This is a genomic window from Hyphomicrobium sp., from assembly GCF_019753045.1.
GTDB lineage: Bacteria > Pseudomonadota > Alphaproteobacteria > Rhizobiales > Hyphomicrobiaceae > Hyphomicrobium_B.
Map to the genome: position 1 here is coordinate 100,903 of NZ_JAIELN010000009.1, position 25,428 is coordinate 126,330.

The window sequence follows — 25,428 nt, forward strand, 5'->3', positions numbered from 1 at the left end:
CGTCGAACGCCCTACCCTCGAAGAACCAGACATGAAGAAGCTTTTGCTCATCGGCGCAGGGCACACCAATGCCCAGGTGTTGCGCGCCTGGATCGACGAACCGCTGCCTGATGTCGAGGTTGTCGTCGTCGCGCCTTCGACGCAGGCACCATATTCCGGAATGGTGCCGGGATGGCTCAGCGGCGTCTACGCGTTCGAGGAAATCTGCATCGATTTTTTTGCCCTGGCACGGGCGGCCGGCGCCAAGTTCATCGTCGATGAATTGGCTTCGCTCGATCCCGATCGTCGCATTGTCCGCTTGGCCAGCGGCAAAGAGCTCGGCTACGATATCCTCTGCCTCAACGTCGGATCGACTCTTAATCCACCGGCCGTTTCTGATACCCTCCTGTTGCCTCTGCGGCCACTTGGGCGACTTCGATCGGCGTGGGAAACTTTGCTGTCCACCATCGAGCGTGACGCGGGAACGGCGCCATTCGTGGTGACAGCAGTGGGAGGCGGCGCGGCGGGCGTTGAGGCCCTGCTGGCTTGTCTTGCGCGCCTGCGCGCCAAGCAACCGGGACGCGTCATTCGAGGTCAGCTTGTGACCCGTGGCGCATCCCTTCTGCCTGACCTCGCGGCTGGGGCGGTTGAGGGCGCGCGGCGCGTTCTCGAGCGGGCCGGTGTCACGATCCATCTTGCGACGCAAATCAACGACGAGATTGCAGGGTCCAGCGATCTAATACTGTGGGCCACTGGCGCGGAAGCGCATGCTTGGCAGCGCGATTGCGGCCTTGCTGTAAGCGAAAGGGGATTTATCCGGGTCGATGCGCATTTGCGTTCCATCTCTCATCCCCAAGTGTTTGCCGTCGGTGACTGCGCCGAATGGGCCGAGCCGCTCCCAAAGGCCGGCGTGTATGCCGTCCGGATGGGACCAGCATTGGTCCAGAACGTAAGAGCTGCGCTAAGTGGTCTAGCCGATGGTCTGGGGCACTTTAGGCCCCAAAGGAATTTTCTTGTCCTATTGGCCACCGGCGATGGTAACGCGATTGCATCGCGCGGGCGGTGGTCTGCGCACGGCGCCCTCCTCGGTCGGTTGCTTTGGCTTTGGAAGGACCGCATCGATCGAAAGTTTCTTGCTCTCTTCAAGATAGCCGTCGCCGGGGATGAAGAGCACCCCATCGATGTCTTCACTAAGATCGAGCCGTCGAGGAGCGTCGATGGCAGAGCTCCTTAAAGCCGATTTGTGCATCATCGGCGCCGGCTCCGCCGGGTTGTCAATCGCGGCCGGTTCCGCGCAAATGGGCGCCCGGACGGTCCTGATTGAAGCTCACCGGATGGGCGGTGATTGCCTCAACTCAGGCTGCGTTCCCTCGAAGTCGCTACTCGCCGCGGCCAAAGTTGCTCACGTTGTTCGCAGTAGCGCCAAGACCGGAATAGCTTTCCAGGAGCCGCGCATCGAATTCGCGCAAACACGACGTTACGTTCATGACGTCATTCAAGCGATAGCACCCCACGACTCGGTCGATCGATTCAAAGGTCTCGGCTGCCAAGTGATCGAGGCGTCAGCTCGTTTCGTCGATCGCAAAACTGTGGCGGCCGGAGATTTCCAGGTTCGCGCCCGCCGCTTTGTCATCGCGTCGGGAAGCCGACCTTACGTCCCCCCCATCGAAGGTCTCGAGAACACGCCTTACTTCACCAATGAAACGATCTTCGAAAACACGGTGCTGCCGGAGCACATCATCATCATCGGCGCGGGCCCAATGGGGGCCGAGATGGCGCAGGCGCACCGGAGGCTCGGTGCGCGCGTGACCTTGCTGGACGCTGCACGGTTGCTGCCGAGAGATGATCCGGAAGCGGTCGAGGTTCTCCGCCAGAGACTTTCATCTGAAGGCGTGGAAATTATCGAATCTGTCGAAATCGTTCGTGTCGCCTTGTCCGGTTCGGAAATCGACATCACGATCAACGACAACAGCCGCGAACGAACGCTTCGCGGATCTCACTTGCTCGTTGCGGCAGGAAGACGCCCGAACGTCGCGGACCTCGGTCTGGAAGCGGCAGGGGTAAAATACGACGAGAAGCGCATCAATGTTGACGCGCGACTTCGTACGGCGAACAAGCGGATCTTCGCGGCGGGCGACGTCATTGGCGGCCAACTGCTCACGCACGCCGCTGGTTATCACGCGTCAATCGTACTCAAGAACGCGTTGTTTCGCATCCCGGCCAAGAAATCGGCGAGCGATCTTCCCTGGGTGACGTATACGGACCCCGAGCTGGCGCAGGTTGGCCTTACGGAAAGTTCGGCCAAGCAGCTTCATGGCGATTCCGTTCGTGTCCTACGCGCAGATTTTGCGCAAAACGATCGCGCTCGGGCCGAGGGAATCTCCGATGGGTTTCTGAAGGCTGTTGTTTCGAAGAGAGGAAGTATTCTCGGCGCAACTATCGTTGGTCCGCACGCTGGAGAGCTGCTTCTGCCGTGGACCCTCGCCATTGCGCAAGGAAATAAAATCGGCGCGTTGGCTGGTCTGACGGTGCCCTACCCAACCTTGAGCGAGATCACCAAACGTGCGGCTGGCAGCTACTTCACGCCAGCACTTTTTTCACCTCGGATCCGGCGATTGGTCCGTTTCCTCGGAGTATTCGGATGACCCTGAAGCGCCTTTTGCCGCTCCTCGTGCTTGTTGCGCTTTTGATCGGCGCCTTCGCGCTCCGGCTCGATCGCTATGTCACCCTCGATGCATTGCGCGACAACAGAGCGGCACTCTCAGATCTGGTCCAGAACCACTCGATATTGTCGGGGCTCATCTACATTCTGGTCTACATCGTCGCGGTGGCTCTGTCGTTTCCCGGCGCAACCATTCTCACTCTCGCTGGCGGTCTCCTCTTCGGCGCAGCTGTGGGAGCATCCTTGACCGTGATCGGCGCCACGGCGGGCGCAACGATCTTATTCTTGATTGCCAGGTCTGCTGCCGGTGACATTTTGCGCCGCCAGGCCGGCCCTTTCCTCGCGCGCTTGTCAGAAGGATTCAGCCGAAACGCGTTCAACTACTTGCTTTTCCTTCGCTTGGTTCCGGCGTTTCCCTTTTGGGTCGTCAATCTTGCGCCAGCCATCCTTGGCATGCGGCTTTTGCCGTATATCGTCGCCACAGGCATCGGCATCATTCCCGGAACGTTTGTCTTCTCGGCTTTTGGAGCAAGTCTCGGAACGGTGTTTGACGCGGGGCGCGAGGTGCATCTGAAGGACGTGCTGAGCCCGACGCTGATAGCCGGCCTAGTCGTCCTTGGCTTCTTGTCGTTGCTTCCCATCCTGCTGAAATCGAGGGCGAGACAAGAACATTGACGTTGTCGATCGTAATACCAACGCTCGATGCTGGAGCGACCCTGGCGCAGACGTTGGTGTCGCTGGGGGACGTTCGCGAAGTTCTGGTTGTCGATGGCGGCTCACATGATGACACCGTTCTGATAGCGGAGCGTGCTAGAGTTCGTGTACTTCACGCGCAAAAGGGGCGCGGATGCCAGCTCGCGGAGGGGGCAGCGAACGCTCGCGGAGACTGGCTTCTCTTTCTGCATGCGGATACCTGCCTAGAACGTGACTGGCAAGCTGCGGTCACGTCATTTATCGAAGATCCCACCAACACGGCGAGAGCTGCAGTATTTCGCTTCCAGTTGGATCATGGGTCCGCTGAAGCGCGACGATTGGAGGCAATGGTCGACTGGCGTGTGCGTCGGCTCGGGTTACCGTACGGAGATCAAGGTTTGCTGATCCATCGGGATTTCTATCACAGCATCGGCGGCTTTCGCCCCATTCCAATAATGGAGGACGTCGATCTTGTTCTTCGAATTGGCCGGAGTCGTTTGGAAATTCTTCCAATCGCGGCGCGGACCTCGGCAAAGCGCTGGATGGAACAGGGATGGACGCTGCGAAGTGCACAGAACATCTTCTGTCTGGTCCTCTATTTCGTCGGCGTGCCGGCGCGGCTCATCTCTCGCGTTTATCATTGAGCAATGTCCTTGGACCGCCATCTTGTTCTGTTTACGCGTTACCCGAGCTTCGGCACGGGGAAGCGCCGTCTCGCTGCTGGCGTCGGGAATACGACAGCACTACGCTTTCAGCGTGTCAGTCTTTCCCACACACTGCGACGACTGGGCGGCGACCCAAGATGGAGAACATGGCTCGCGATCACTCCGGACCGTTCCGGACCTTGGCCGGGTCAGTTTGATGTCGTGCCGCAGGGAAGGGGCGATTTGGGGCAACGCCTGGCTCGAGTCTCCTCCCGGCTCCCACGCGGGCCGGTGCTCATTATCGGCAGTGATGTCCCGGGTATCACCAAAGAGCTGGTGGCCGAGGCGTTTCATCTGCTCGGTGCGCACGACGCCGTTGTTGGTCCGTCCGCAGATGGAGGCTATTGGGCCGTCGGGCTTCGTCGCCGTCCCCATCTAATAAATCCCTTTCGAGCTGTCAGATGGTCTTCGCCAAATGCCCTCGACGACACCTTGGCAAATCTGCGGGGGCACTCGGTCGGCAGGCTTTCGCCTCTGGACGACATCGATGATGCCGATGCCATGGGACGATTTTCAAATTGGGCCATCCTACACGCATCGCGCCATCGAGAAGGCCCGTGAATACGATCTCATTTCAACGATCAACTATTCCAGGAATGCTGCTTTGCATTCCTGATAAACGCAGTTCGCAGGATCGCAGATGTGAGCTAGGCAGAGGCCGAATGAAAGTTGGGGGATAGGCGCGATGGCACAATATTCGGATTATAGGCGCGCGGGGTCCGAGTTCCTCGGGAGCGCCTTTTTGCTTGCTACGGTGATAGGATCCGGCGTCATGGGCGCGCAGTTGGCTGGCGGAAATGATGCACTGGCGTTGCTCGGGAATACGATCCCTACCGGCGCGATACTTGTGGTGCTCATCACCATGCTCGGACCGATCTCCGGCGCGCACTTCAATCCTGCGGTTACGGGAGTATTTTGGCTTCGCGGCGAAATCACTGTACGCCTCAGCGTACTCTACGTTGTTGCCCAGATAGCAGGAGCCGTCGCCGGTGTTTTCGCTGCCCACCTAATGTTCGATCTTCCGGTTCTACAGTTGTCCGAGAAGGTCAGAAGCGGAAGTAGCCAATGGTTCGCGGAGTGGGTGGCGACCTTTGGCCTCGTTTTGACGATCCTTGCGACCTTGAAGGCAAGGCCCGCCGCAATTCCCGTGTCCGTGGGCCTCTACATTACAGCCGCCTACTGGTTTACTGCGTCGACCTCCTTTGCGAACCCTGCCGTGACTTTCGCGCGGGCCTTCTCCAATACATTCGCGGGGATCAGACTTGCGGACGTTCCGCCGTTCATTGCCGCACAGCTTCTCGGTGCCGTCGCTGCCCTTGCTGCTGCTCGCTGGCTTCTCGCGGAAAGAGCAGATATTGCAGAGCCCGGGTTGGCTGCACCAGCGCCTGCGGAATAGGTGCGCACTAAAGCCGTCGCCATCAAATCGTAAATTGGTTTTGGTGTTCTTATGCGGTTGTCTTGGAGGCTCTCACGAAAGCAGGCGATTGGCCACGATCACAGCCACAGAGACGACGAAGGGCACAGACATACAGGTGGTGTTCTAATCAGCCACGGAGGCGTGCGACCCTTGCGCAAATCGAGCTGCACAAGATGGACCACACCATTTACCTGGCGAACCAACGGCCGATCCTGTCCCTCATTGCCTCGCTAAGGAAGCGCGAGGCCGTACCCGCCCATCGCCTCCGCTACTGGGCCGATCCAGACTATCATTCCGGTCGGCGGAAGATCTCCCATAGAGGCATCTTCGAGCGAGATGGCAGGCACGGTGATGAGATCTACACTAGCCCGAGTTTCATCCCGTACTTGCAGTATTTCCCTTTTTGGACCCTACCTCCCCGACAGAGTTATTGAGGCCTTCGTCGATCAGGTCGGCAATCCCGATTGGGTTTCGTCCGGCGACGTCACGCCCATGTGCAAGTGTGCGCGGAAATTGGTTCGCGACCATGGCCTTGATAAGCACCGCGCATCCGATGAGTTCTTCAAGCTGGCTCTCGAGATTTGCCTCTATCTCTCCTATGCCGAGGCCGTGCGCGATGAAGTGAAGGGAATGCGGTAACGGGGTTATTGCATACTTCAAGAATCCTTGTAGTATGCACCTATGATCGACAAAAACGCCGTCACCTGCCTCGCCGCGCTGGCGCATGACCAGCGGCTGGCGATCTTCCGCCTCCTGGTGAGGGAAGGCCCCTCCGGCCTCCCCGCAGGTGAGATTGCCGACGCCGTCGGCGCAACGCCAACGGGCGCGTCCTTTCATTTGAAGGAGCTGGACCGCGCAGGCCTGATCCACGCCACGCGGGTCGGCCGCTACATCCGCTACGCGGTGCATTTCGACAAGGTTCGCCAGCTGCTGACGTTCCTGACCGAAGACTGCTGCCAGGGGCAGCCGGAGCTTTGTGGCTCAACAATCAAAAAAGCGCGCAAGTTGTGTAAGGGAGAAGCGAAATGACTGAAGACCGACCCCTCAACGTCCTCTTTCTCTGCACGGGTAACTCCGCCCGCTCGATCATCGCCGAGGCAATCATCAACCGCGTCGGTGCTGGCAAGTTCAAGGGCTACAGCGCCGGTAGCATGCCCAAGGGGCAAGTGAATCCGCTGGCCATCAATCTGCTGAACAAACTCAACTACGACACTAGCGCGCTGCGTTCCAAGTCATGGGAGGAGTTCGCGGCTCCTGGCGCTCCGGTCATGGATTTCGTCTTCACGGTTTGCGACAACGCCGCCAACGAAGTCTGCCCAATTTGGCCTGGACAGCCGATGAGCGCGCATTGGGGCGTGCCCGATCCGGCTGAGGCCGAAGGCGACGCTGCTCAAAAGGCGTTGGCCTTCGCCGACACCTATCGGATGCTCAACAACCGCATCGGCATCTTCACTAGCCTGCCATTGAAATCCCTCGACGGCCTCTCGCTGCAAAAGCGGCTTGATGACATCGGCCGCACCAAAGCCGACGTCACGCCTGAGAGGGCCTGAGGTGTGGGACCGTATACGCTTGGCCAGCGTCTTGGCGCGGAGTTCCTTGGTACCGCGATACTCCTCACCACCGTGATCGGCTCCGGCATCATGGGCGCCAAGCTCTCGGCCGGGAACGACGCTCTCGCGCTGTTGGGCAATACGCTTCCGACCGGCGCCATTCTCGTCGTGTTGATCACCGTCTTCGGGCCTGTTTCCGGTGCACATTTCAATCCCGCCGTTTCAGGCGTGTTTTGCCTGCGCGGCGGGATCAGCTTCCGCCTCGCGCTCCTTTACATTCTGGCGCAGGTCTGCGGAGGTCTTGTTGGCGTGGCGGCGGCGCACGCGATGTTCGACCTTCCGTTGGTGCAGCTGGCGACTAAGGCGAGAACCGGAACCGGTCAGTGGTTCGCGGAAGGCGTCGCCACGTTCGGCTTGCTGCTGACCATTCTCGGTACGCTGCAGGCAAGACGCAAGGCCGTGGCGGTCAACGTCGGCCTTTACATTACTGCCGCGTATTGGTTCACCGCCTCGACTTCGTTTGCTAATCCGGCGGTGACGATCGCCCGCGCCTTCTCCGACACCTTCGCGGGCATCCGCTTAGCGGATGTGCCACCCTTCATCGTCGCACAGTTCGTGGGCGCGCTGCTCGCCATGCTCGTAGCTGGCTGGCTCTTCCAGCCGATGTCTCGAACACAGACCAACACCACACCTGTAAGGAAGATAGCGTAATGCCCAAGAACGGACCGGGCGACCTGCACAACGTCGTCCATGATCATCTGCACATTCCGGCCGCCGAGAAGCTCGCCGCCACAGCAATTCACAAGCCGCGCATCCTTCTTCTTTACGGTTCCCTACGCGCGCGGTCGTACAGCCGCTTCCTCACGATGGAAGCGGCGCGCCTGCTGGAGCACTACGGTGCCGAGACAAAAATTTACGATCCGCACGAGCTTCCGCTGCCGGACGATGCACCGGAATCGCACCCCAAAGTGCAGGAGCTTCGCGAACTCGCCGCTTGGTCCGAGGGGCAGGTGTGGTGCTCGCCGGAGCGTCACGGCGCAATGAGCGGGGTGATGAAATCGCAGATCGACTGGATACCCTTGTCCTCCGGCGCCATCCGGCCGACACAAGGCAAGACGCTGGCGGTAATGCAGGTCAGCGGCGGCTCGCAGTCGTTCAACGCGGTGAACCAGATGCGCGTTCTTGGCCGATGGATGAGGATGATCACCATTCCAAACCAGTCCTCGGTGGCCAAGGCCTTCAACGAATTCGACGAGGATGGCCGCATGAAGCCGTCGGCCTACTACGACCGTGTCGTGGACGTGATGGAGGAGCTGGTGAAGTTCACGCTGCTTACCCGCGACCGCGCGGCATATCTCGTAGACCGCTATAGCGAGCGGAAGGAAAGCGCAGAAGAGCTGTCACGACGGGTCAATCTTCCGAAAGCGACGGACGGCCGGTCGTCTTAGCTGATTGCGCCGAGCCCGCTTAGGGGCATCGACCACTGTTTGCGCCAGCTGGTGAAAGGCAGCAGTTCACCTGGGAGCGGACACGACGATCCTTCTTCGGGCAACTCACGCCGATAGCGGCTTCGAAGTCCGTTTTTGGGATTTCCCTACAATTCAGCGGCGATCTTCCGGAGCACACTTATTTCCACGTTCACTCCGAGCAGGAGAAATAGCTCTACATTAAGGGAACAAATAGCTCTTCAAATTTCAAAGGCCGGCATTCGCGGATCTCTTGGAAAATCCTTTTAATGTGACCGATATGGCTATTGGCCCGGGTAGCAGTTGCTCGCCCTTGTTCGATCTGACGTTGCCAATAAGCTCGGCAAGCAACGATATCGCGCCTCATCAAATTCGAAAGTGGCCGATCGCCTCCAATCACACTGAAAAGACCTTAAAGGCTCGCACCATTCCCCGCTGCTCCCCTGCGGAAATTCGAGCCGAGAAATTGTATTCGTGCAGAAGCTTCGAAATCATAAGTGTCGGACGGGGCGCGACACCTACGAGGGCGGAGCGAACCGAGCGATCCTCGGCGTGGTTTGCCGTCGCCAAAACGAGCAAACGCTTTACAATTTGCTCGATTGGCAAGTCCACGAGTTCATCTGCGGGCAGTGTTCACGCATACTGGAAGACCTCATCGACAAGGTGGTCCCAAATCCATTCGGAACCTCGATGAACGAGAACCCATTCGAAGGATCGCTCGACGCGTCTATACTTGAACCGCTGAACCATTCCTGCATTGAAAAGGAATGCACTGCGACGCGAGGGTAGCTTAAGGGCCAATTGCCCCTCGTGCAGATAGGCAAACAATCTGCCGTTGTGTCCCATTCCGACGATTTCCCTCCGACCCGAGACCGTGATGGGTTCGGCACCAAATTCCATCATACGCGCCAGCAAACGGGCATACTGCTTAGAGATGCTGACGGGCTGCCAGATTGAACGCTCGCCGTCCATTGGTGATTACTCCAGAGATACATTCGACTTTTTTCAGGGGCCGCACGTGAACGATCAGATCGGCGTCCGTTGAAAGGAATTTTGCAAAAACATTGCCGTCGACCGACCGTTCACTGTCCGGAATTTAAATCGTCCGGCCATGCACCATTTGATCTCGATCAAGCCGTGACATATGTCGCACACAGATGATTTATGCAGTCTTGCAACCTAAGGACGCCGCGTGTTTTCGGATCGCGAGCGTTCTCGCTCGCCCTTTCGAACATCGTGGCTCCTTCCGCTTTTTGCTGTCGCGCAGGCGACGTCGCGAAGACGAACAAAGGCCTGTTTCCGGGGTAATCTTAATGGATCTTTCGATCCGCCGCCTTGAGCCTCGGCTTCACTGGCGAAGCGCCGAGTAAGGCCACCATCGATCACCTCGGTCCGTTGACATGCGTCAAGGCAAAAATGCGTCAGTGACGTTGAACTTCCGCGCAAGGTGTCCATTTCTTTTACTCGAGATGGTTGGGCGCCAGTGTCATTCCCCAGGATGACGTATCCAAAATGGATGGATCGAGCGAAAAACGGCACAGGTTCGTTGAAACGCAAATCGAAGGCCGCGGGGTTCGTGACCCTCTCGTCCTCGATGCGATGCGAACAGTGCCGCGCGAAATCTTCGTTCCACATGAACTCGCAGCAGAGGCCTATGATGATACGCCCCTGCCGATCGGTTCCAGACAAACGATCTCCCAGCCTTATATCGTCGCCTTCATGATCGAAGCGCTATGTCTGCGCGGTGGCGAAAAGGTCTTGGAGATCGGTGCCGGATCTGGTTATGCCGCGGCCGTGTTGGCGCAAATTGCGGGCGAGGTTTACACGATCGAACGCATCGGCGAACTGGCGGCACGGGCCAACGAGAATCTGGCAAACGCTGGCTACGACGATGTGCACGTGCGGCACGCCGATGGCACGCAAGGCTGGCAGCAGGAAGCGCCATTCGATGCCATTCTGGTCTCGGCTGGCGCGCCCGATGTACCGACCACGCTGCTTCATCAACTAAAGGTCGGCGGTCGGATGATCGTACCCATCGGGGACAATTTCCGCTCCCAAGAATTAGTGCGCATTACGAGAACCGGCGATGAAGATTTCGAGCAGGAAGACATAGCCGACGTACGCTTCGTGCCGTTGATCGGAAAGGAGGGATGGGAAACTGCGGAGGACGAATGGGAGGTGAAGCCACCGCGACTCGTTCGTGCGCGACCCGCCGTGAGCATCTCGGTGCCATCCCTGATCGCCAAGAACGCGGAGATCTTCACGCAGATACGAGACGCGAAATTCGAACCGCTTCTCGATCGCATCGGTAATTCACGGATCGTCCTGATCGGCGAAGCAAGTCATGGCACTTCCGAGTTCTACCGAATGCGAGCGCGCATTACGCAGCGCTTGATCGAAGAGAAGGGATTCAACTTTGTCGCCGCCGAGGCGGACTGGCCCGATGCGGCGCGCATCGATCACTATGCGCGACATCGAGACGTGCCGCCGTCAGAATGGACGGCGTTTGCAAGATTCCCGACGTGGATGTGGCGGAACGCAGAAACCCGCAACTTCGTCGACTGGCTCCATAAGCACAACGCGACGCGCGCATATGATCTGCGAGCGGCTTTCTACGGGCTGGATCTCTACAGTTTATATAACTCGGTGCGGGTGGTCCTTACTTATCTCGATACTGTCGATCCAGACCTCGCAGCGATTGCTCGGGAACGTTATGGGTGCCTTAGCCCTTGGGAGGCCGACCCATCTGCTTACGGTCGCGCCGCGCTGACCGGGGCTTATCGAAAGTGCGAGGAAGATGTCTCGCACGTCTTGGTGGACTTACTCGAGAAACAACAAGCCTATACGATGACTGACGGCGAACGCTTCTTCGACGCTGCTCAAAATGCGCGTTTGATTTCGAATGCCGAGCGCTACTATCGCACGATGTATTATGGCTCGCGCGCATCGTGGAACTTGCGCGATAGCCACATGTTCGAAACCCTGAACCAGCTGCTCACTCATCATGGCGCAAATTCGAAGGCGATCATTTGGGCCCATAACTCTCATATAGGCGATGCATCGGCGACGGAGATGAGCCGGCGTGGCGAATACAATATCGGACAACTCTGCAGACGAAACTTCGGGACCGATTGCTTCAGCATAGGCTTCGGCACGAACGACGGCACGGTTGCAGCCGCTTCGAACTGGGACGGGGCCATGGAGGTCATGAATGTCCGGCCGGCGCACGCCCAAAGCTATGAGCGGCTCTTCCATCTGACGAACGCTCCGGGATTGATGCTTTCGCTTCAGGAAGAGACCGAGCTTCGCGCAAAGTTGATGCGACCACTCCTCGAACGCGCGATCGGCGTCATCTATCGTCCCGATAGCGAACTCGCGAGCCACTACTTCGAGGCAACCCTGCCCCTCCAATTTGACGAATACATATGGATCGACCGAACAAGCGCCGTTAAGCCTCTCGCTAGTATCGAACTAGAGGGAATGCCCGAAACTTATCCGTTTGGCGTCTAGAAGGCGGGCGAGAGGACACTGCACGATCAACCCAGGTGAGTGATGCGCGATGAAGGCACTTGTCTATAAAGGCCCCGGTCAGAAGATCGTTGAAGATCGGCCCATCCCTGAAGTTAAAGAACCGAACGATGCCATCGTCAAAATTTCTAAGACGACGATTTGCGGAACGGATCTTCATATCCTGAAGGGTGATGTTCCAACTTGCAGCCCCGGCCGGATACTTGGTCACGAGGGAACGGGAACTGTCGAAAAGATCGGCGCAGGCGTCACTGCCTTTCGACCCGGCGACCGCGTGCTCATCTCGTGCATCTCAGCCTGTGGCCGTTGCGAATATTGCCGGCGGGGCATGTATTCACATTGCACGACGGGCGGTTGGATTCTCGGCAACGAGATTGACGGAACGCAGGCGGAGTACGTGCGGATTCCGCATGCTGACACAAGCCTCTATCGGATCCCGGAAGGAGCTGACGAGGAAGCGCTCGTGATGCTCAGCGATATCCTGCCAACAGGATTCGAGTGCGGCGTCCTCAACGGCAAGGTTGCGCCAGGCAGCACAGTCGCAATCGTCGGCGCGGGTCCGATTGGACTGGCCGCCCTGCTAACGGCGCAGTTCTATTCGCCAGCCGAAATCATCATGATCGATCCCGACAAAAATCGCCTCGAAGTGACCAAACGTTTTGGGGCAACGGCAACTGTCAACGCGACAGGCGTCGAAGCGGCAAAGACCGTCATGAAAATGACCGGCGGGCGCGGCGTCGATACGGCGATCGAGGCTGTTGGTGTACCCGCTTCATTTCTAACCTGCGAGGACATCGTTGCCCCAGGCGGAACGATCGCCAATGTCGGTGTGCATGGCGTCAAAGTCGATCTGCACCTTGAGCGACTCTGGAGCCAGAACATCAGCATTACGACACGGCTTGTCGATACTGTCACCACACCGATGCTGCTTAAAGTAGTTCAGGCCCATAAAATAGATCCGACCAAGCTGATCACGCATCGTTTCAAGTTCGACAAAATCCTCGATGCCTACGACACTTTCAGCCGCGCAGCGGAGACGCGCGCACTCAAGGTCGTGATCGAAGCCTGAAACAGCGCATTACGCACAGTCGGCCGATGATTGTCGGCCGACCTTTCCTGGGAATGGGCCTTAAGCGGTTTTGCATGTCCAAACGACGAGATCGGTGACGACCTTTTCGAACACTTGATTAAGAGCCGCCACGGCGCTCGCCTCGTCCACGACGCTCGAAGAAGGGATACGAGCCTCAAACAACTTCGCACCGAGGATGTTACCATTTTCGCCGATGATCTTTGCCGAAAAAGCAATTTCCGCAGTGGGCGTTTCTGACATAACGACTTGGAAGCTGCGCAAATCTATCAAGAGCTGGTAATCGATTTTGAGCCCGTCGGGCTGGCGGCCAAGCGTCTTCAGATAGCCGGCGTTCTCGAAACTTTGAACCACACGTGATTGCACGAGCCGGCTTAATGTATCCGGCCATTTTGCTTGGAACGCTGTCGCCCGGTCGCCGGACGGCGTTACGACGGCAACCTGATCGTTGAAGACGCTGCCGACCACGTCCGGTTCAGGAACGACGAGCTGTCCTTGGGGAATTTTCGCCAGAGATGGAAACGCGTCCGCGGCTTTTAGGTCAAATACATGGGCTGATGCTTTCTGAGTTCCTCCACCTGTCATTCGCTCGAGCCCCGAAAGTATTCCGTCAACGCGATCCGAGTTGCGGGCAAGCGCGCCAGAGAAGGTATTGATATTTGCAATCAGCGAACGCAACGGCTCGGCATTATCAGTTACGACAGCGTCGATGTGGCGAAGAACGCTTCGCGCTGACTCCGTCATGTTTTGACCTGCATCAGGATCCGCGGAAAGAAGCGGCGGCTGATTGTCGGTCGATGTCACCGGCGAAGCGTTCGCCGCTCCACCGTCTAATGAGAGAACCGGTGAACCCGTGAGTCCCTGAAATGCAATTGCGACCTTCGTGTCGGCGCGAACCGGCGTATCGTGGTCAATGGAGATGAGCGCCGTCACCTGTTTCGGATTTTCTGGGTTCAAGTGCAGCGCAACGACTTCTCCGACGCGGATGCCGTTGAACTGCACACCAGAACCCTTCAGAAGCCCGGAAACCGTATTTTCAAATCGTACGCGGTAGAGCGCTTGCTTTGTCAGGCCACCGGCATGGTTCAGCCAGTAGACAAACGCAAAAGCTGCTGCGACAGCGAAAAGCGTAAAAATGCCTATCAACGTATAGCGCGCGCGGATTTCCATCCAGGCCCCCTCAAACAGACAATCGTGCGGATTCGTGTTCGAGCAGCCGCCCTCGCTGCCCACGAAAATAGGACATGACCCAGGGGTGCTCACTGGAAAGCATTGCGGACATCGGACCATCCGCCACGATTTTACCGTCTGCCAGTACGGCGATGCGATCGCAGACCGCGTGCAGGGTGTTTAAATCGTGGGTGATCATGAAGACTGTCAGACCGAGCGTCTTTTGGAGCGTTCGAATCAAAGCATCAAATTCGCCGGCCGATATGGGATCGAGGCCGGAGGTCGGTTCGTCGAGAAACACCAGTTCCGGATCGAGTGCCAGCGCGCGGGCCAGCGCCACGCGCTTCGTCATGCCACCGGAGAGCTCGGAAGGGAACTTATTCTCGTCCTTCCTGGATATCCCGACCATGGCGAGCTTCGTCGCCGCCAGCTCTTCGAGCATGTCTTCCGGGAGACGCAAGAATTCACGCATCGGAAATTGTACATTCTGAATGACCGTCAACGACGAGAACAACGCGCCATTCTGAAATAGGACACCCCAGCGCCGCTGGAACGCACGACGAGCATCGTCGTCGAGAGCATTCAAATCCTGCCCCAGCACCTCGATCGTACCGGAGCGCTTCGGCAGCAGTCCGATGATTGTGCGCAGGAGAACGGATTTGCCGCTGCCCGAACCGCCTACGAGCCCAAGAATCTCGCCGCGCCGAACGTCCAAGGAAATATGATCAAGCACGATCCGATCATGGAAGCCGACGACCAAATCGCGGACACGGATTACAGGCTGGACTGCGGCAGCTTGCATGTCTCACATACCAATCGACGCAAAAAAGATTGCGAATAGTCCGTCGAGAACAATGACGAGAAAGATGGATGTCACCACGGAAGCCGTCGTCTGAAGTCCGAGAGATTCTGCGCTGCCTTTGACTTTGAGACCCTCTGTGCATGCTACGATGCCTATGACGAGCGCCATGAAGGGTGCCTTGATCATTCCCACTTTGAACTGCGTGATCGAGATTGCCTCCTTCAGCCGGGCGACGAAAATTTCAGGACTCATCCCCCCGTACAACCAAGCGACCAATTCGGCTCCGTAAAGCGCCGACATCGACCCGAGGAACGTCAGGATCGGTAACGCGATCACCAGGGCAATCACGCGAGGCAGAATGAGAACGTCTACGGGATTGAAGCCCATAGTCCTCAGAGCGTCGATTTCTTCCCGCATTTTCATCGAGCCGAGCTCGGCCGTGTAGGAGCTTCCCGAACGCCCCGCCACCATGATGGCCACGATGAGCACGCCGATTTCGCGGAGGACGAGAATACCGACCATATCGACCACGTAGTCGTCCGCGCCGAATTTCCGGAAATGGAAAAATCCCTGCTGGGCAATGATCGCGCCTATCAAAAACGTTATCAGCAGGATGATCGGTACGGCCTGCCAAGCGACCCGATCGAGATGATGTACCGTGGATGTGAGCCGAAATTCCGAGGGCCTGAGCAGCGCTCGCAGCGTCGCGACGGAGACCGCGCCAAGCATATTGAGGAGCAACAAGAAATTTTGCCAAGCGCTCGTTAACGCCTCGCCGACTGCTGCAAGCCCTGAATATTCCAAACGCGCTTTTGGATGCACACGATCGGCTTCTTCGCTCGACTTTTGCACGGCATCGAACAAGGCGGCGAATTGGCTTTGAAGCCCGATGATCTTCACTTCGCGTCCTCGCGATTTCAACTCGCGAGCTAGACGCGCAAGCTGCCACGCTCCGAACGTATCGAAGGCACGGACACCGCTCATATCTATAGACGTAGCATTCTGGTGATCGGCTTCCGCCAACAACGAGCTGACAATTTGATCGAGCGTCTTTGCACGCTCCGCGGTCCATTCGTTCGCCGCGGTAATCAGCGACGAATTCGCATCCCTAACGGACGTCAGCAGAGACGTGGATTCTCCGCTCAAGACACAGGTTCTGCCGGCTGAGATTGCTCCTTGTCGTCAGGCGAATACACGACCAGTCCAGAGACCGGATCGACCCACGCGAGATGGTTTCGAACCTCTTTGACGCCCGGAACATTTTCCGCGGCTACCACGGCCGCCCGGTCTTGCTCATAGGCCGTAAACGAGCCCCAAAGGTCGACGATCCCATCCTTCACTGTGGGGGTGATGAACTCAATGGCCATCCACGGTAGTTTGCGTAGCTCCGCGCGCACCTGTTCTCGGATGGCGGCATCGTCCTCGCGAACAGGACTACTGCCGCGAGCCAAGCCTGCCAGCGCCTGCACGATATTGGCGCGGCTTACAATCCCGACGACTTCGCCCGCCGTCACGACAGGCAGGCGCTTGATCTGATGCTTCTCCATGAGATGAACAATCTCTTCGACATCCGTGTCTTCGCCGATAGTGATCGGATCTCGCGTCATTACGTCGGCGACCTTGCGACCATGAGAACGAATGTACTCTTCAGCAAGCGTTGCCGGCGCTGCCAGAAACGAACGCCAGCCCGATCTCTTGGCCGCCGTGCCTGTCTCAGCGCGGCGCAGGCAATCTCCTTCAGTGACGAGGCCAACAAGCGCCCCGCCGGCGTTGATCACGGGCAAGCCGCTGACGCGGAACTTCTGCATCGTCGCCGCCATGTCCACAATCGAACACTCTGGTGTGACCGACACCACATTCTTGGTCATGATGTCACGCGCTTTCATGATCAACTCCTTGATCAACTCCTTGCAGTGACTTGGTGTGCAGTACACCTTCCTCACTATTGGTCCTTGCCTCGGCCGAACGGCGCCAGTGGCCCGCGCGCCGCTTGCCAGACTGTATCGGCGATGGCGGTGAAGCCCTTGCCATAGTCGTTGGTCGCCTGCTGCCAGAATTGCGCATAGACTTGATAGACGTCGCCGGCTGTCCTGCAGCTTGCGAGCTGCCCCGGGAAAGCGGCGTCCTTTGCAATGCGGTCGCCGACGAACCGGAGCCAGCTGTGCGCGATTTCTTCGCTAGCGTGCTGGGCGTCTGAATTCCAGTCTCCGACTCTCCCAGCCATTGGGTTCCACACTGGCAGCAGCGGAAAAATGCCAACCCCAAAGGCCGCATCCGGCGTCGCCCCGGGTTCTGAATATTGTTGACGATCAGACATATCAATATCTCCTACGCAAAAAATGAACCCTCTCAAATCATTAGCTTCGCCCCGCCTGTCGTTTCCGCTCGATCGAAATCACGCACGATCAACCCGAAGATATTAGCGCTGATAAACGTACGTTCCGGGAGCATTTTCGAGCGGTTCAAGTCCGTCGCCCGATGCGCCCATTGATGGGGGCTTGGTCATTCTAGACGAACGCTCGCTGAGCCAACCCGTCCACGCCGACCACCAAGAACCTTCGAATTTAGGCGCATTCGCGTGCCACGCGTCGGGACTTTCGAAGCTATCGGTTTCAAACTTCGTCGCCATCCGATAGCTGCGGCCTGGCGATCCCGGAGGCGACACGACGCCAGCATTGTGCCCTCCGCTGGTCAGCACAAATGTAACATCCGTGTCGCAAAGGATGTTGAACTTGTAGACTGATCTCCATGGCGCCACGTGGTCGGTCTCGGTTCCGAGCGCGAATACCGGCATGCGCAGATCAGTGAGCGCTATCGCCCGTCCATTGACCGTGTAGCGCCCTTCAGCGAGATCATTGTTGAGAAAAAGGGAACGCAGATAATCTGAATGCATGCGGTAGGGCATGCGTGTCGCGTCCGCGTTCCAAGCCAATAGATCGAATGCGGGCTTACGTTCGCCCAGGAGATAACGATTGATGACATGAGACCAGATGAGATCATTCGAGCGTAGAAGCTGGAATGCTCCTGCCATCTGCGTGCTATCGAGGAACCCCTGCTCCTGCATCATGTCTTCGAGGAATGAGATCTGGCTCTCGTCGATGAACAACGTCAATTCGCCGGCTTCCCGGAAATCCGCTTGGGCAGCAAGGAACGTCACCGTTTTCAAACGATCATCATTGTCGAGCGCCATGGCCGCCGCGGCCGTTGCCAGCAGCGTCCCGCCGAGGCAGTAGCCGGCGGCATGAATTTTCTGTCCTCCCACAACTTTGCTGACCGCATCGATCGCGGCCATCACGCCAAGACGGCGATAATCTTCGAAGTTCGTATCGCGATCCTCCTCTCCTGGGTTGTGCCAGGAAACCATGAACACGGTGAAGCCTTGGCCCGTGAGATACTTGACCAGCGAGTTTTCCGGACGGAGATCCAGAATGTAAAATTTCATGATCCAGGCGGGAATGATGAGAATGGGCTCTGGATGCACTTCAGACGTTGTCGGCGAGTATTGGATGAGTTCGATTAGGTGATTTCGAAAGATCACTTTTCCGGGCGTCACAGCGACGGCTTCACCGACCCTGTAATTTTCTGAGCCATCGGGCCCCTCTCGGTCACGAAGTCGCTTCAGATCTTCGAGATAATTCCATAGACCACGAACGAGATTGAACCCCGCTTCTGCCTGGGTACGGAGCAGGACATCCGGATTGGTGAGTAGAGAATTCGTCGGTGCAAAGACGTCGAGCACCTGCCTCAAAATAAAATCGAGACGCTCGGCGTTCTGCCTTTCCACGCCGCGCACTCCGGTAACCGCGGAATGCCACCACTCCTCCCAGAGTAGAAACGACTGGCCATAGACGTTGAAGGGAAATTCCTTCCAGTGCTCGGAGCGAAAGCGCTTGTCATTTGGCCGCGGCAGAATGCATGGAGTTGCATCGGCGCCCGCCGACGCCGCAGCTTTTGTGAAGTCCGCGAGCCGGGTCCACTGATGAATTGCCTCGCCGAGAAGCTCGAGTTGACGTCCCGGCGACGATGCCAAATGAATGGCCCAATCGAAGTAAGCATTGGCGCATGCTGCAGGCGACACACCCGCCGTGGTCCGCGCAAGAAGGTAGTGCAAGTGGCGGTCAAGGTTATGATAAAATGCATCCTGATTATGCGTGCGCAATGGCTCCACGGCGCCGCTCTCGGATTCGGTCGTGCACGCGCGTGCGGGAGCACTCTTCAGCTCGGGCTTGCCATCCTCAACCTTGGTCAACACGGCCTCTTCTCCAGACTGACCATTACCAGAATATAAAATATGAAAGCCCAGCGCCAACAGAATTGACCCAGGTCAAAAAACCCAAACGAGGCGGCAGGATTGATCCAAATCAGCTGCTGACCGATCATATCGGTTAAAGCGTCGTCGGCAAACGCGCAATGAGCAAAGAAACAGGATGACGATACGCAATCTCACTCACATGATGGCTCCAAAATCGGTCGTATTGATCGGCGCCAGTCCGAAGCCAGGCTCCGTGGGGCTCACGGTGTTGCACAATCTCTCGGCAGCAGGCTTTGCCGGCGGCATCAGCCTGGTTAACCCAAATCACTCCGAGGTCGCGGGGCGCCAATGCTACGGCTCGGTGAATGATCTCCCCGCTCCCGCAGATCTGGCGGTGATCGCTGCACCACCCGCAGCAGTGCCGGGCATAATTGCCGACCTCGGCCGGAAAGGAACACGAGCTGCTATCGTTTTGACCGCAGGTGTCGGTCCAAGATCGAAAGAGATGCTTGAAGCTGCCCGTCCCTATTGTCTGCGCATCCTCGGACCGAACTGCATTGGCCTTATGGTTCCACAGATCGGCCTCAATGCGAGCTTCGCACATCGCGCTCCGCTAGCGGGAGATCTGGCTTTCGTATCGCAATCTGGTGCGCTGGTAACGGCGATTATCGACTGGGCGGCAGCTCGTAACATCGGCTTCTCGCACGTGGTGTCACTTGGAGAAATGGCGGATATCGACCTTGGCGACATGCTCGATTATCTCGCCACCGACCGGTCTAGCCGCGCCATTCTCCTCTACATCGAGGCCGTTACGCACGCCCCAAAGTTTCTCTCTGCCGCACGTCATGCTGCAAGGTTGAAGCCCGTTGTCGTCGTAAAGAGCGGACGCCACGCTGGAGGAGCCCGCGCCGCGCTTTCGCACACGGGCGCGTTGGCTGGCTCCGATGCTGCCTATGATGCGGCGTTCCGCCGTTCGGGCTTGCTCCGGGTCAAGACGCTCGATGAACTCTTCGCGGCCGCCGAAATCCTCGCCCACGCACCAAAACTCGGCGGCGAAAGACTGGCAATCCTGACGAACGGCGGTGGCGCCGGCGTCCTCGCAGCAGACGAATTGCAGGATGCCAAGGGCGTTCTGGCGAAGCTCGATATGAAAACGACGGCGGCGCTCGACAAGGTGCTTCCGGTAACCTGGTCGCACGGCAATCCTGTCGATATCATCGGCGACGCCACTGCGAAGCGATACACCGATGCGCTTCACGAGCTCCTCCAGGATCCGCAGTCCGATGCCGTCCTTGTCCTGAACTGTCCAACCGCGATCACACCCGCGCGAGATGCAGCGGCTGCCGTGATCAACGAAACCAATCTCGATCGGCGCGACAGAAGCCCGTCAAAGCCCGTCATCACGTGCTGGCTTGGAGAGGCGGTAGCGAAGGAAGCGCGCGAGCTATTCAGAGCAAATAATATCCCGACATTCGCGACGACGTCGGAAGCAGTTACCGGTTTCATGCAGTTGGTCGACTATGCACGAGCACAAACCGAGCTGATGCAGACGCCCCCCGTCGCCGCGGGCGAGCGGACGTACCACGCGGAAGACGCGGCTGGGGAAATTCAACGTATCCTCAGAGCCGGCCGCACGGTGGCCTCAGCACTCGAGACGAAGACCATACTGGCAGCCTATGGGATCCCAACCAACAGGGCCGTGCTCGCCAAGACGCCAATGGACGTTCGAATCATTGCTTCTGACGTGCTGAAGCAGGCGCAGGCATGTGTGATCAAGATCGCCTCGCCCGATATCTCTCATAAATCCGACGTGGGAGGAGTACGCCTCGGACTGGAAAGCGCGGCATCGTCGGAACAGGCGGCAGTGGAAATGCTGACGCGCATAAGGACCAAGCTACCGGATGCGCGCATCGATGGATTTACCGTTGAACCCATGATCAGCAGGCCAAACGCGCTCGAAATCATCGTCGGGATGAACGTCGACGAGACATTCGGCCCTATGATGCTGTTCGGCGCCGGCGGCGTCGCTGTTGAAGTCATCGGCGATAGTGCCCTCGCCTTGCCACCGCTCGATATGCTTCTCGCCCGCCAGATGATCGCGAAGACCCGCATCTCTCGCCTGCTGGCCGGATACCGGGACCGGCCCGCAGCCGACGTCAACGCCGTCGCTGATGTGCTGGTACGCGTGAGTGATCTCATTATCCGTCACCCCGAAATCCGCGAACTGGATATCAATCCGCTGTTGGTCGACGAGAACGGCGTGATCGCGATCGACGCGCGTCTGAAGCTCGCTGATGAGCAGGTCAACCCAAGACGGGAACTCGCTATCCGGCCCTATCCTTCAGGGTTGCAGAGGACGATCACCGTCGACCGTATTGGCGAGATTACGCTCCGGCCGGTCCGGCCAGATGACGAACCGCGCTACGGACCATTCTTCGCGCGCATATCGCCAGAGGATATCCGGCTGCGTTTCTTTACGGGCCGGCGCGAGTTGCCCCATGCGTTCTTAGCCAAACTGACACAGGTCGACTATGCGAGAGAAATGGCATTTGTCGCGATAAAGAAAGATTCCGGCGAACTGCTTGGTGTGTCACGCCTCATTCTTGAACCCGACCGGACCCGAGGTGAGTTCGGTGTGATCGTAAGATCCGACCTGCATAGCCACGGCCTTGGCCGGCAGCTCATGAACGCGCTGATGAGCTACGCGCGGTCCGAAGGGGTGACGGAGGTGTTCGGGCTTGTGCACGTCGAGAACCGGCAGATGCTTGCGATGGCGGACGAACTTGGGTTCAAGTTGCGCATAGTCCCGGACGATCCGACTGTTCGCGAAGTCGTCTGGCATCCCCAAGACGTCACGGCTCACGCAAGCCTGTCTTAGGCGGTCGAGAAATCGATATTCATTTCTCCGTTTCGGCTAATTCAGTCTTCGCAGGCTGTGCACCCTTGAAATTTCGAAGCAGCGTCGCCAGTAGCGGAAAGACGACCGCCGATACTAACGCCTCGCCCATTGTAAATGCCGCGGCATCAGCTCTGCCGGCCATCGGCGAAACGTCCTGCTCCAGTGCCTGTATTGCCGATTTTCGCACGGTGAGCGCGAATGAAAGTTCGTGGCCAGGTTTGAGCAATACCGCAGCCGCAAAAACCAAAAGTGCCACGAACACGTTGACGGCGCCGAGAACGGCCACGGCTCCAGCCGGACCCAAAGACGGCTCAAGAAGCCAAAACGATGCGAGCTCTAACAATCCGAGGCCGCAAATCGCGATAAAAGCGGAGATCGCGCAGAGCGCAGACTTTTTCAAAATATAACGCGCATAACTGTTTACAATGACAGCGTCAGCAGCCGACAGTTTATCGATATCCTGAGTGATACTTTGCAGGTTCACGGGTCAAAGACCTTCGATTTTGGAAATAAACACCGCACGCGCTCCCATCTCTTTAAAAGATGGGCCACTGGGACACTAGAGCCTTGATCCGTGTTTATTGGCTCGGTCCCCGATAACCTTAAGCTTTCTTCTGGCGTGGCGGCGTGACGGCCACGTGCTTCAGCGCTTCGGCGCTCGCAAGATAGAGCAGGGTCACGCCGGTAACCGCGGCAAGAATTGAAGCCGGGAGGGGCACGAAGCCGACGATCCCCCCGAGCGGCGTCAACGCCACGATGAGCGCAACGGCCAGCGCCCCAAGCGACGTGCTGACGAGGACTGGATGAGGTCGACTCGCCCAAAACGGGTGCGCCGTACGGATGATGAAGATGACAAGGATCTGCGTCGCGATGGACTCGACAAACCATGCCGTCCGAAATTCGCTGACGTCCACGTTAAAGCCAATTCGCAACAGCGCAAAAGTCGCCGCATCGAACACGGATGATAGAAGGCCCATGATCAGAGTGAAGCGGAGCACAGCATTCATATCCCAGGTCTTCGGCCGAGCGAGATCCTCTGCATCAGCGGAATCGAAGGGGATACCAATTTCGGAAAAGTCATAGATGAGATTGTTGAGAAGAATCTGCACTGACGTCAGCGGGAGGAATGGCAAGAACAGCGAAGCGAATGCCATCGACAGCATGTTGCCAAAGTTCGAACTCGTTCCCATCCGGACGTATTTCATGATGTTGGCGTATGTGCGCCGGCCCTCGGCGACCCCGTCCGCAAGCACGCCAAGGTCGGGCGCAAGCAGGATGATATCGGCAGCTTCGCGCGCTACTTCCGTTCCGCCTTCGACTGACAGACCGACGTCGGCTGCATGAATGGCGGGCGCATCATTTATTCCATCGCCGAGGAAACCAACCGTATGGCCGCTGGAACGTAAGGCCTGAACGATACGGCTCTTCTGATCCGGCGAAACCCGAACGAATAAGTCGACTTCATTCACCTTGGAAATCAGCGCAGCTTGGCTCAGGCTCGTTATCTCCTCGCCCGCGATCATGCCGCGAGCCGGAAGCTTCAGCGTTTCGACGAGATGCTGGACGACCGGTGCAGCATCGCCCGAGACGACCTTTACGCGTACGCCCGCCTCTGCGAGACGGGCAACAGTGTTCGTCGCCGACAACTTAGGCGGATCGAGGAAAGTGGCGCATCCGACGAATATAAGATCGGCCTCATCAGTGAGTTCAATATGATGGCGATCCGCCACTATCGGCTGCCGCGCCACGCCAAGCAGACGGACACCCTCCCTGCCCTTGGCCTCCATGAGGTCGATGAGTTTCGCCCTCAACGCGGCATCGAGCGGAACGATGGCGCCTTCTGCAGTCTCCGCCTGGGTGCAGAGCGAGAGGAGAGATTCCGGGGCGCCCTTTGTGATCATCTCCTGTTCGTTTCCGCGCACGATCAATACCGAGCATCGGCGCCGATTGAAGTCGAACGGTAGATCGTCGACGTGGCGCCAGTCCTGGGCGGATGCGCACGCGCCAGCCATGAGAGCATCGTCCAAAGCGCTGCGCATTCCACTCGCGAAGTGACTGTTAAGCCGTGCCAGCTCGGTGACACGATTGCTTTCCGCACCGTTGATGCCAAAGCTGCCGGCGTGCGCGATTTTCGCCTCAGTCAGCGTGCCGGTCTTGTCGGTACAGAGAATATCCATCGCGCCGAGATCGTGAATAGCCGACAGCCGCTTGACGACGACCTTACGATCGGCCATCCGCATCGCTCCGCGCGAGAGCGTGACAGTGATAACCATAGGAAGAAGTTCGGGCGTCAGACCAACGGCCAGCGCCACCGCGAACAAAAAGCTTTCGAGAGAGAGACCGTGCTTGACCAGCTGGGTCAGCAGCACAAAGAGGACAAGAAAGCCCGTCAGACGCAAGATCAGCATGCCGAGCGAATGAACGCCCTGCTCGAAGGCCGTCGGCGGTGCCATTTCTTGGATCGAAGCCGCAATAGCGCCGAAGCGCGTAGCTCCGCCCGTCGCCACCACGAGCATCACGGCTTCGCCACCGACGAGGCTGGTTCCTCCAAACAGCGCATTGAAGGCGTCCGCGGGCGAAAGGCCCTCACATGGTCCAAGCCGCTTTTCGACTGGATAAGGTTCCCCTGTCAGAATTGCCTCGTTGGCGAGCGCTGCCCGGGTTCCGATAATGATACCATCGGCAGGCACGAGATCGCCGGCATGAAGCTCGACCACGTCGCCAGGGACGATATCAGCGACGGGTAGTTCAACCGTTTGTCCGTCGCGACGGACGGAGGCCCGGACGGCAACCGAGCGTTTCAATGCATCGACGGCGGATTCCGCCTTCTGCTCTTGTACCATGTCCAGAGCAACGGAAAATAAGACGATGACGACGATGATGACGAAGCTTTGCCAGTCTCCTAGCGCCCCCGAAATCGCCCCTGCGATGAGGAGGATTGCGATCAGTGGCTCAGTGAGCCGCCTCATGAGCTTGAGGACTAGGCTCCGCCGTACGCTGGCAACCGCAATGTTTGGGCCGTAGCGCGCGAGCCGGGCTCCGGCTTCTACTGAAGTTAGCCCTTCAGGTCGGGCTCCAAGCGCAAGGAAGACTTCATCGTTGAGAGATGTCCAAAATCTCGGCCGATCGTCCTCTTGATTGCCCTGACGTAATCGCTTGTGCCTCACGCCCCTTGCTCCATCCAGCGCTCTTTGCGCGTGCACAATAGCCACTAGCGTG

General features: G+C 58.1%; 23 protein-coding genes. 14 read left to right on the top strand and 9 right to left on the bottom strand.

The features are described from left to right. The first annotated feature begins 31 nt into the window (after window positions 1–31). The 11 genes from K2Q04_RS11465 (at window position 32) to arsH (ending at window position 8,453) form a co-directional block, all read left to right on the top strand. Entirely contained in the window at window positions 32–1,213 is a 1,182-nt protein-coding gene (locus K2Q04_RS11465) for an FAD-dependent oxidoreductase (RefSeq protein ID WP_291163529.1), read from the top strand. Further along, the gene (locus tag K2Q04_RS11470; protein WP_291163531.1) at window positions 1,197–2,624 is read left to right on the top strand and encodes an FAD-dependent oxidoreductase; all 1,428 of its coding nucleotides are present in this window, start codon (window positions 1,197–1,199) and stop codon (window positions 2,622–2,624) included. The genes K2Q04_RS11465 and K2Q04_RS11470 overlap by 17 nt, the downstream gene beginning before the upstream one ends. Continuing rightward, window positions 2,621–3,316 (top strand): TVP38/TMEM64 family protein, encoded by a 696-nt coding sequence (locus tag K2Q04_RS11475; protein WP_291163534.1) that lies wholly within the window; start codon window positions 2,621–2,623, stop codon window positions 3,314–3,316. The genes K2Q04_RS11470 and K2Q04_RS11475 overlap by 4 nt, the downstream gene beginning before the upstream one ends. Further along, window positions 3,313–3,978: a TIGR04283 family arsenosugar biosynthesis glycosyltransferase gene (locus K2Q04_RS11480; protein WP_291163537.1), complete on the top strand. Its 666-nt coding sequence runs from the start codon at window positions 3,313–3,315 to the stop codon at window positions 3,976–3,978. Before K2Q04_RS11475 ends, K2Q04_RS11480 begins: the two co-directional genes overlap by 4 nt. A 3-nt stretch (window positions 3,979–3,981) precedes the next feature. Further along, a complete protein-coding gene (locus K2Q04_RS11485; protein ID WP_291163540.1) occupies window positions 3,982–4,599 on the top strand; it encodes a glycosyltransferase in 618 nt (205 codons plus the stop codon). 124 nt (window positions 4,600–4,723) lie between these two features. Further along, window positions 4,724–5,434, top strand: a complete 711-nt coding sequence (locus tag K2Q04_RS11490) for an MIP/aquaporin family protein (protein ID WP_291163542.1) — start codon at window positions 4,724–4,726, stop codon at window positions 5,432–5,434. A 372-nt stretch (window positions 5,435–5,806) separates the two neighbouring features. Next, the gene (locus K2Q04_RS11495; RefSeq protein WP_291163544.1) at window positions 5,807–6,094 is read left to right on the top strand and encodes a hypothetical protein; all 288 of its coding nucleotides are present in this window, start codon (window positions 5,807–5,809) and stop codon (window positions 6,092–6,094) included. Window positions 6,095–6,136: 42 nt separating this feature from the next. Then, window positions 6,137–6,484, top strand: coding sequence for a metalloregulator ArsR/SmtB family transcription factor (locus tag K2Q04_RS11500; RefSeq protein ID WP_291163546.1), 348 nt, complete (start codon window positions 6,137–6,139; stop codon window positions 6,482–6,484). Next, window positions 6,481–7,005 (top strand): arsenate reductase ArsC, encoded by a 525-nt coding sequence (locus K2Q04_RS11505; RefSeq protein ID WP_291163549.1) that lies wholly within the window; start codon window positions 6,481–6,483, stop codon window positions 7,003–7,005. The genes K2Q04_RS11500 and K2Q04_RS11505 overlap by 4 nt, the downstream gene beginning before the upstream one ends. A gap of 3 nt (window positions 7,006–7,008) precedes the next feature. Continuing rightward, complete coding sequence (locus K2Q04_RS11510) at window positions 7,009–7,716, top strand: MIP/aquaporin family protein (protein ID WP_291163552.1); 708 nt, start codon at window positions 7,009–7,011, stop codon at window positions 7,714–7,716. Further along, window positions 7,716–8,453 carry an arsenical resistance protein ArsH gene (gene arsH, locus K2Q04_RS11515; protein ID WP_291163555.1) on the top strand — a complete coding sequence of 246 codons (738 nt, stop codon included), beginning with the start codon at window positions 7,716–7,718 and terminating at the stop codon, window positions 8,451–8,453. The genes K2Q04_RS11510 and arsH overlap by 1 nt, the downstream gene beginning before the upstream one ends. A 651-nt stretch (window positions 8,454–9,104) precedes the next feature. Here the strand turns inward: arsH and K2Q04_RS11520 are convergent. After that, window positions 9,105–9,443, bottom strand: coding sequence for a hypothetical protein (locus tag K2Q04_RS11520; protein WP_291163558.1), 339 nt, complete (start codon window positions 9,441–9,443; stop codon window positions 9,105–9,107). A 540-nt stretch (window positions 9,444–9,983) separates the two neighbouring features. Here K2Q04_RS11520 and K2Q04_RS11525 point away from each other — a divergent pair. Next, window positions 9,984–11,981: a protein-L-isoaspartate(D-aspartate) O-methyltransferase gene (locus K2Q04_RS11525; RefSeq protein ID WP_291163561.1), complete on the top strand. Its 1,998-nt coding sequence runs from the start codon at window positions 9,984–9,986 to the stop codon at window positions 11,979–11,981. A 49-nt stretch (window positions 11,982–12,030) separates the two neighbouring features. Beyond that, on the top strand, window positions 12,031–13,068 hold the full coding sequence (locus tag K2Q04_RS11530; RefSeq protein WP_291163564.1) for a zinc-dependent alcohol dehydrogenase family protein: 1,038 nt from the start codon (window positions 12,031–12,033) through the stop codon (window positions 13,066–13,068). Between the two features lie 60 nt (window positions 13,069–13,128). Here K2Q04_RS11530 and K2Q04_RS11535 read toward each other — a convergent pair whose 3' ends face one another. The 6 genes from K2Q04_RS11535 to K2Q04_RS11560 all read right to left on the bottom strand — a co-directional run bounded on the left by K2Q04_RS11535 (window position 13,129) and on the right by K2Q04_RS11560 (window position 19,310). After that, a complete protein-coding gene (locus K2Q04_RS11535) occupies window positions 13,129–14,256 on the bottom strand; it encodes an MlaD family protein (protein WP_291163567.1) in 1,128 nt (375 codons plus the stop codon). 10 nt (window positions 14,257–14,266) lie between these two features. Beyond that, window positions 14,267–15,058 (bottom strand): ATP-binding cassette domain-containing protein, encoded by a 792-nt coding sequence (locus tag K2Q04_RS11540; protein ID WP_291163570.1) that lies wholly within the window; start codon window positions 15,056–15,058, stop codon window positions 14,267–14,269. Window positions 15,059–15,061: 3 nt separating this feature from the next. Next, window positions 15,062–16,204 (bottom strand): MlaE family lipid ABC transporter permease subunit, encoded by a 1,143-nt coding sequence (locus K2Q04_RS11545; protein WP_291163574.1) that lies wholly within the window; start codon window positions 16,202–16,204, stop codon window positions 15,062–15,064. Further along, a complete protein-coding gene (locus K2Q04_RS11550; protein ID WP_291163577.1) occupies window positions 16,201–16,944 on the bottom strand; it encodes a CBS domain-containing protein in 744 nt (247 codons plus the stop codon). The genes K2Q04_RS11545 and K2Q04_RS11550 overlap by 4 nt, the downstream gene beginning before the upstream one ends. Before the next feature lie 56 nt (window positions 16,945–17,000). Continuing rightward, window positions 17,001–17,375, bottom strand: coding sequence for a hypothetical protein (locus K2Q04_RS11555; RefSeq protein WP_291163580.1), 375 nt, complete (start codon window positions 17,373–17,375; stop codon window positions 17,001–17,003). A gap of 102 nt (window positions 17,376–17,477) precedes the next feature. Then, the gene (locus K2Q04_RS11560) at window positions 17,478–19,310 is read right to left on the bottom strand and encodes an alpha/beta fold hydrolase (RefSeq protein ID WP_291163583.1); all 1,833 of its coding nucleotides are present in this window, start codon (window positions 19,308–19,310) and stop codon (window positions 17,478–17,480) included. A 175-nt stretch (window positions 19,311–19,485) separates the two neighbouring features. Between K2Q04_RS11560 and K2Q04_RS11565 the strand changes: the two genes are divergently transcribed. Next, complete coding sequence (locus K2Q04_RS11565; RefSeq protein ID WP_291163586.1) at window positions 19,486–22,188, top strand: bifunctional acetate--CoA ligase family protein/GNAT family N-acetyltransferase; 2,703 nt, start codon at window positions 19,486–19,488, stop codon at window positions 22,186–22,188. Window positions 22,189–22,207: 19 nt separating this feature from the next. Here K2Q04_RS11565 and K2Q04_RS11570 read toward each other — a convergent pair whose 3' ends face one another. Both K2Q04_RS11570 and mgtA read right to left on the bottom strand, forming a co-directional pair. After that, a complete protein-coding gene (locus tag K2Q04_RS11570; RefSeq protein ID WP_291163589.1) occupies window positions 22,208–22,693 on the bottom strand; it encodes a hypothetical protein in 486 nt (161 codons plus the stop codon). A 118-nt stretch (window positions 22,694–22,811) separates the two neighbouring features. Beyond that, the gene (gene mgtA / locus K2Q04_RS11575) at window positions 22,812–25,376 is read right to left on the bottom strand and encodes a magnesium-translocating P-type ATPase (RefSeq protein ID WP_291163592.1); all 2,565 of its coding nucleotides are present in this window, start codon (window positions 25,374–25,376) and stop codon (window positions 22,812–22,814) included. Window positions 25,377–25,428: the final 52 nt, after the last annotated feature.

Coding starts and splice junctions, on each gene's coding strand:
- K2Q04_RS11540 (WP_291163570.1), bottom strand. CDS start 15,058: ATGCAAGCTGCCGCAGTCCAGCCTGTAATCCGTGTCCGCGATTTGGTC.
- K2Q04_RS11535 (WP_291163567.1), bottom strand. CDS start 14,256: ATGGAAATCCGCGCGCGCTATACGTTGATAGGCATTTTTACGCTTTTC.
- K2Q04_RS11555 (WP_291163580.1), bottom strand. CDS start 17,375: ATGTCTGATCGTCAACAATATTCAGAACCCGGGGCGACGCCGGATGCG.
- K2Q04_RS11495 (WP_291163544.1), top strand. CDS start 5,807: ATGAGATCTACACTAGCCCGAGTTTCATCCCGTACTTGCAGTATTTCC.
- K2Q04_RS11500 (WP_291163546.1), top strand. CDS start 6,137: ATGATCGACAAAAACGCCGTCACCTGCCTCGCCGCGCTGGCGCATGAC.
- K2Q04_RS11490 (WP_291163542.1), top strand. CDS start 4,724: ATGGCACAATATTCGGATTATAGGCGCGCGGGGTCCGAGTTCCTCGGG.
- K2Q04_RS11550 (WP_291163577.1), bottom strand. CDS start 16,944: ATGAAAGCGCGTGACATCATGACCAAGAATGTGGTGTCGGTCACACCA.
- K2Q04_RS11520 (WP_291163558.1), bottom strand. CDS start 9,443: ATGGACGGCGAGCGTTCAATCTGGCAGCCCGTCAGCATCTCTAAGCAG.
- K2Q04_RS11530 (WP_291163564.1), top strand. CDS start 12,031: ATGAAGGCACTTGTCTATAAAGGCCCCGGTCAGAAGATCGTTGAAGAT.
- arsH (WP_291163555.1), top strand. CDS start 7,716: ATGCCCAAGAACGGACCGGGCGACCTGCACAACGTCGTCCATGATCAT.
- K2Q04_RS11565 (WP_291163586.1), top strand. CDS start 19,486: ATGACGATACGCAATCTCACTCACATGATGGCTCCAAAATCGGTCGTA.
- K2Q04_RS11485 (WP_291163540.1), top strand. CDS start 3,982: ATGTCCTTGGACCGCCATCTTGTTCTGTTTACGCGTTACCCGAGCTTC.
- K2Q04_RS11475 (WP_291163534.1), top strand. CDS start 2,621: ATGACCCTGAAGCGCCTTTTGCCGCTCCTCGTGCTTGTTGCGCTTTTG.
- K2Q04_RS11465 (WP_291163529.1), top strand. CDS start 32: ATGAAGAAGCTTTTGCTCATCGGCGCAGGGCACACCAATGCCCAGGTG.
- K2Q04_RS11505 (WP_291163549.1), top strand. CDS start 6,481: ATGACTGAAGACCGACCCCTCAACGTCCTCTTTCTCTGCACGGGTAAC.
- K2Q04_RS11525 (WP_291163561.1), top strand. CDS start 9,984: ATGGATGGATCGAGCGAAAAACGGCACAGGTTCGTTGAAACGCAAATC.
- K2Q04_RS11470 (WP_291163531.1), top strand. CDS start 1,197: ATGGCAGAGCTCCTTAAAGCCGATTTGTGCATCATCGGCGCCGGCTCC.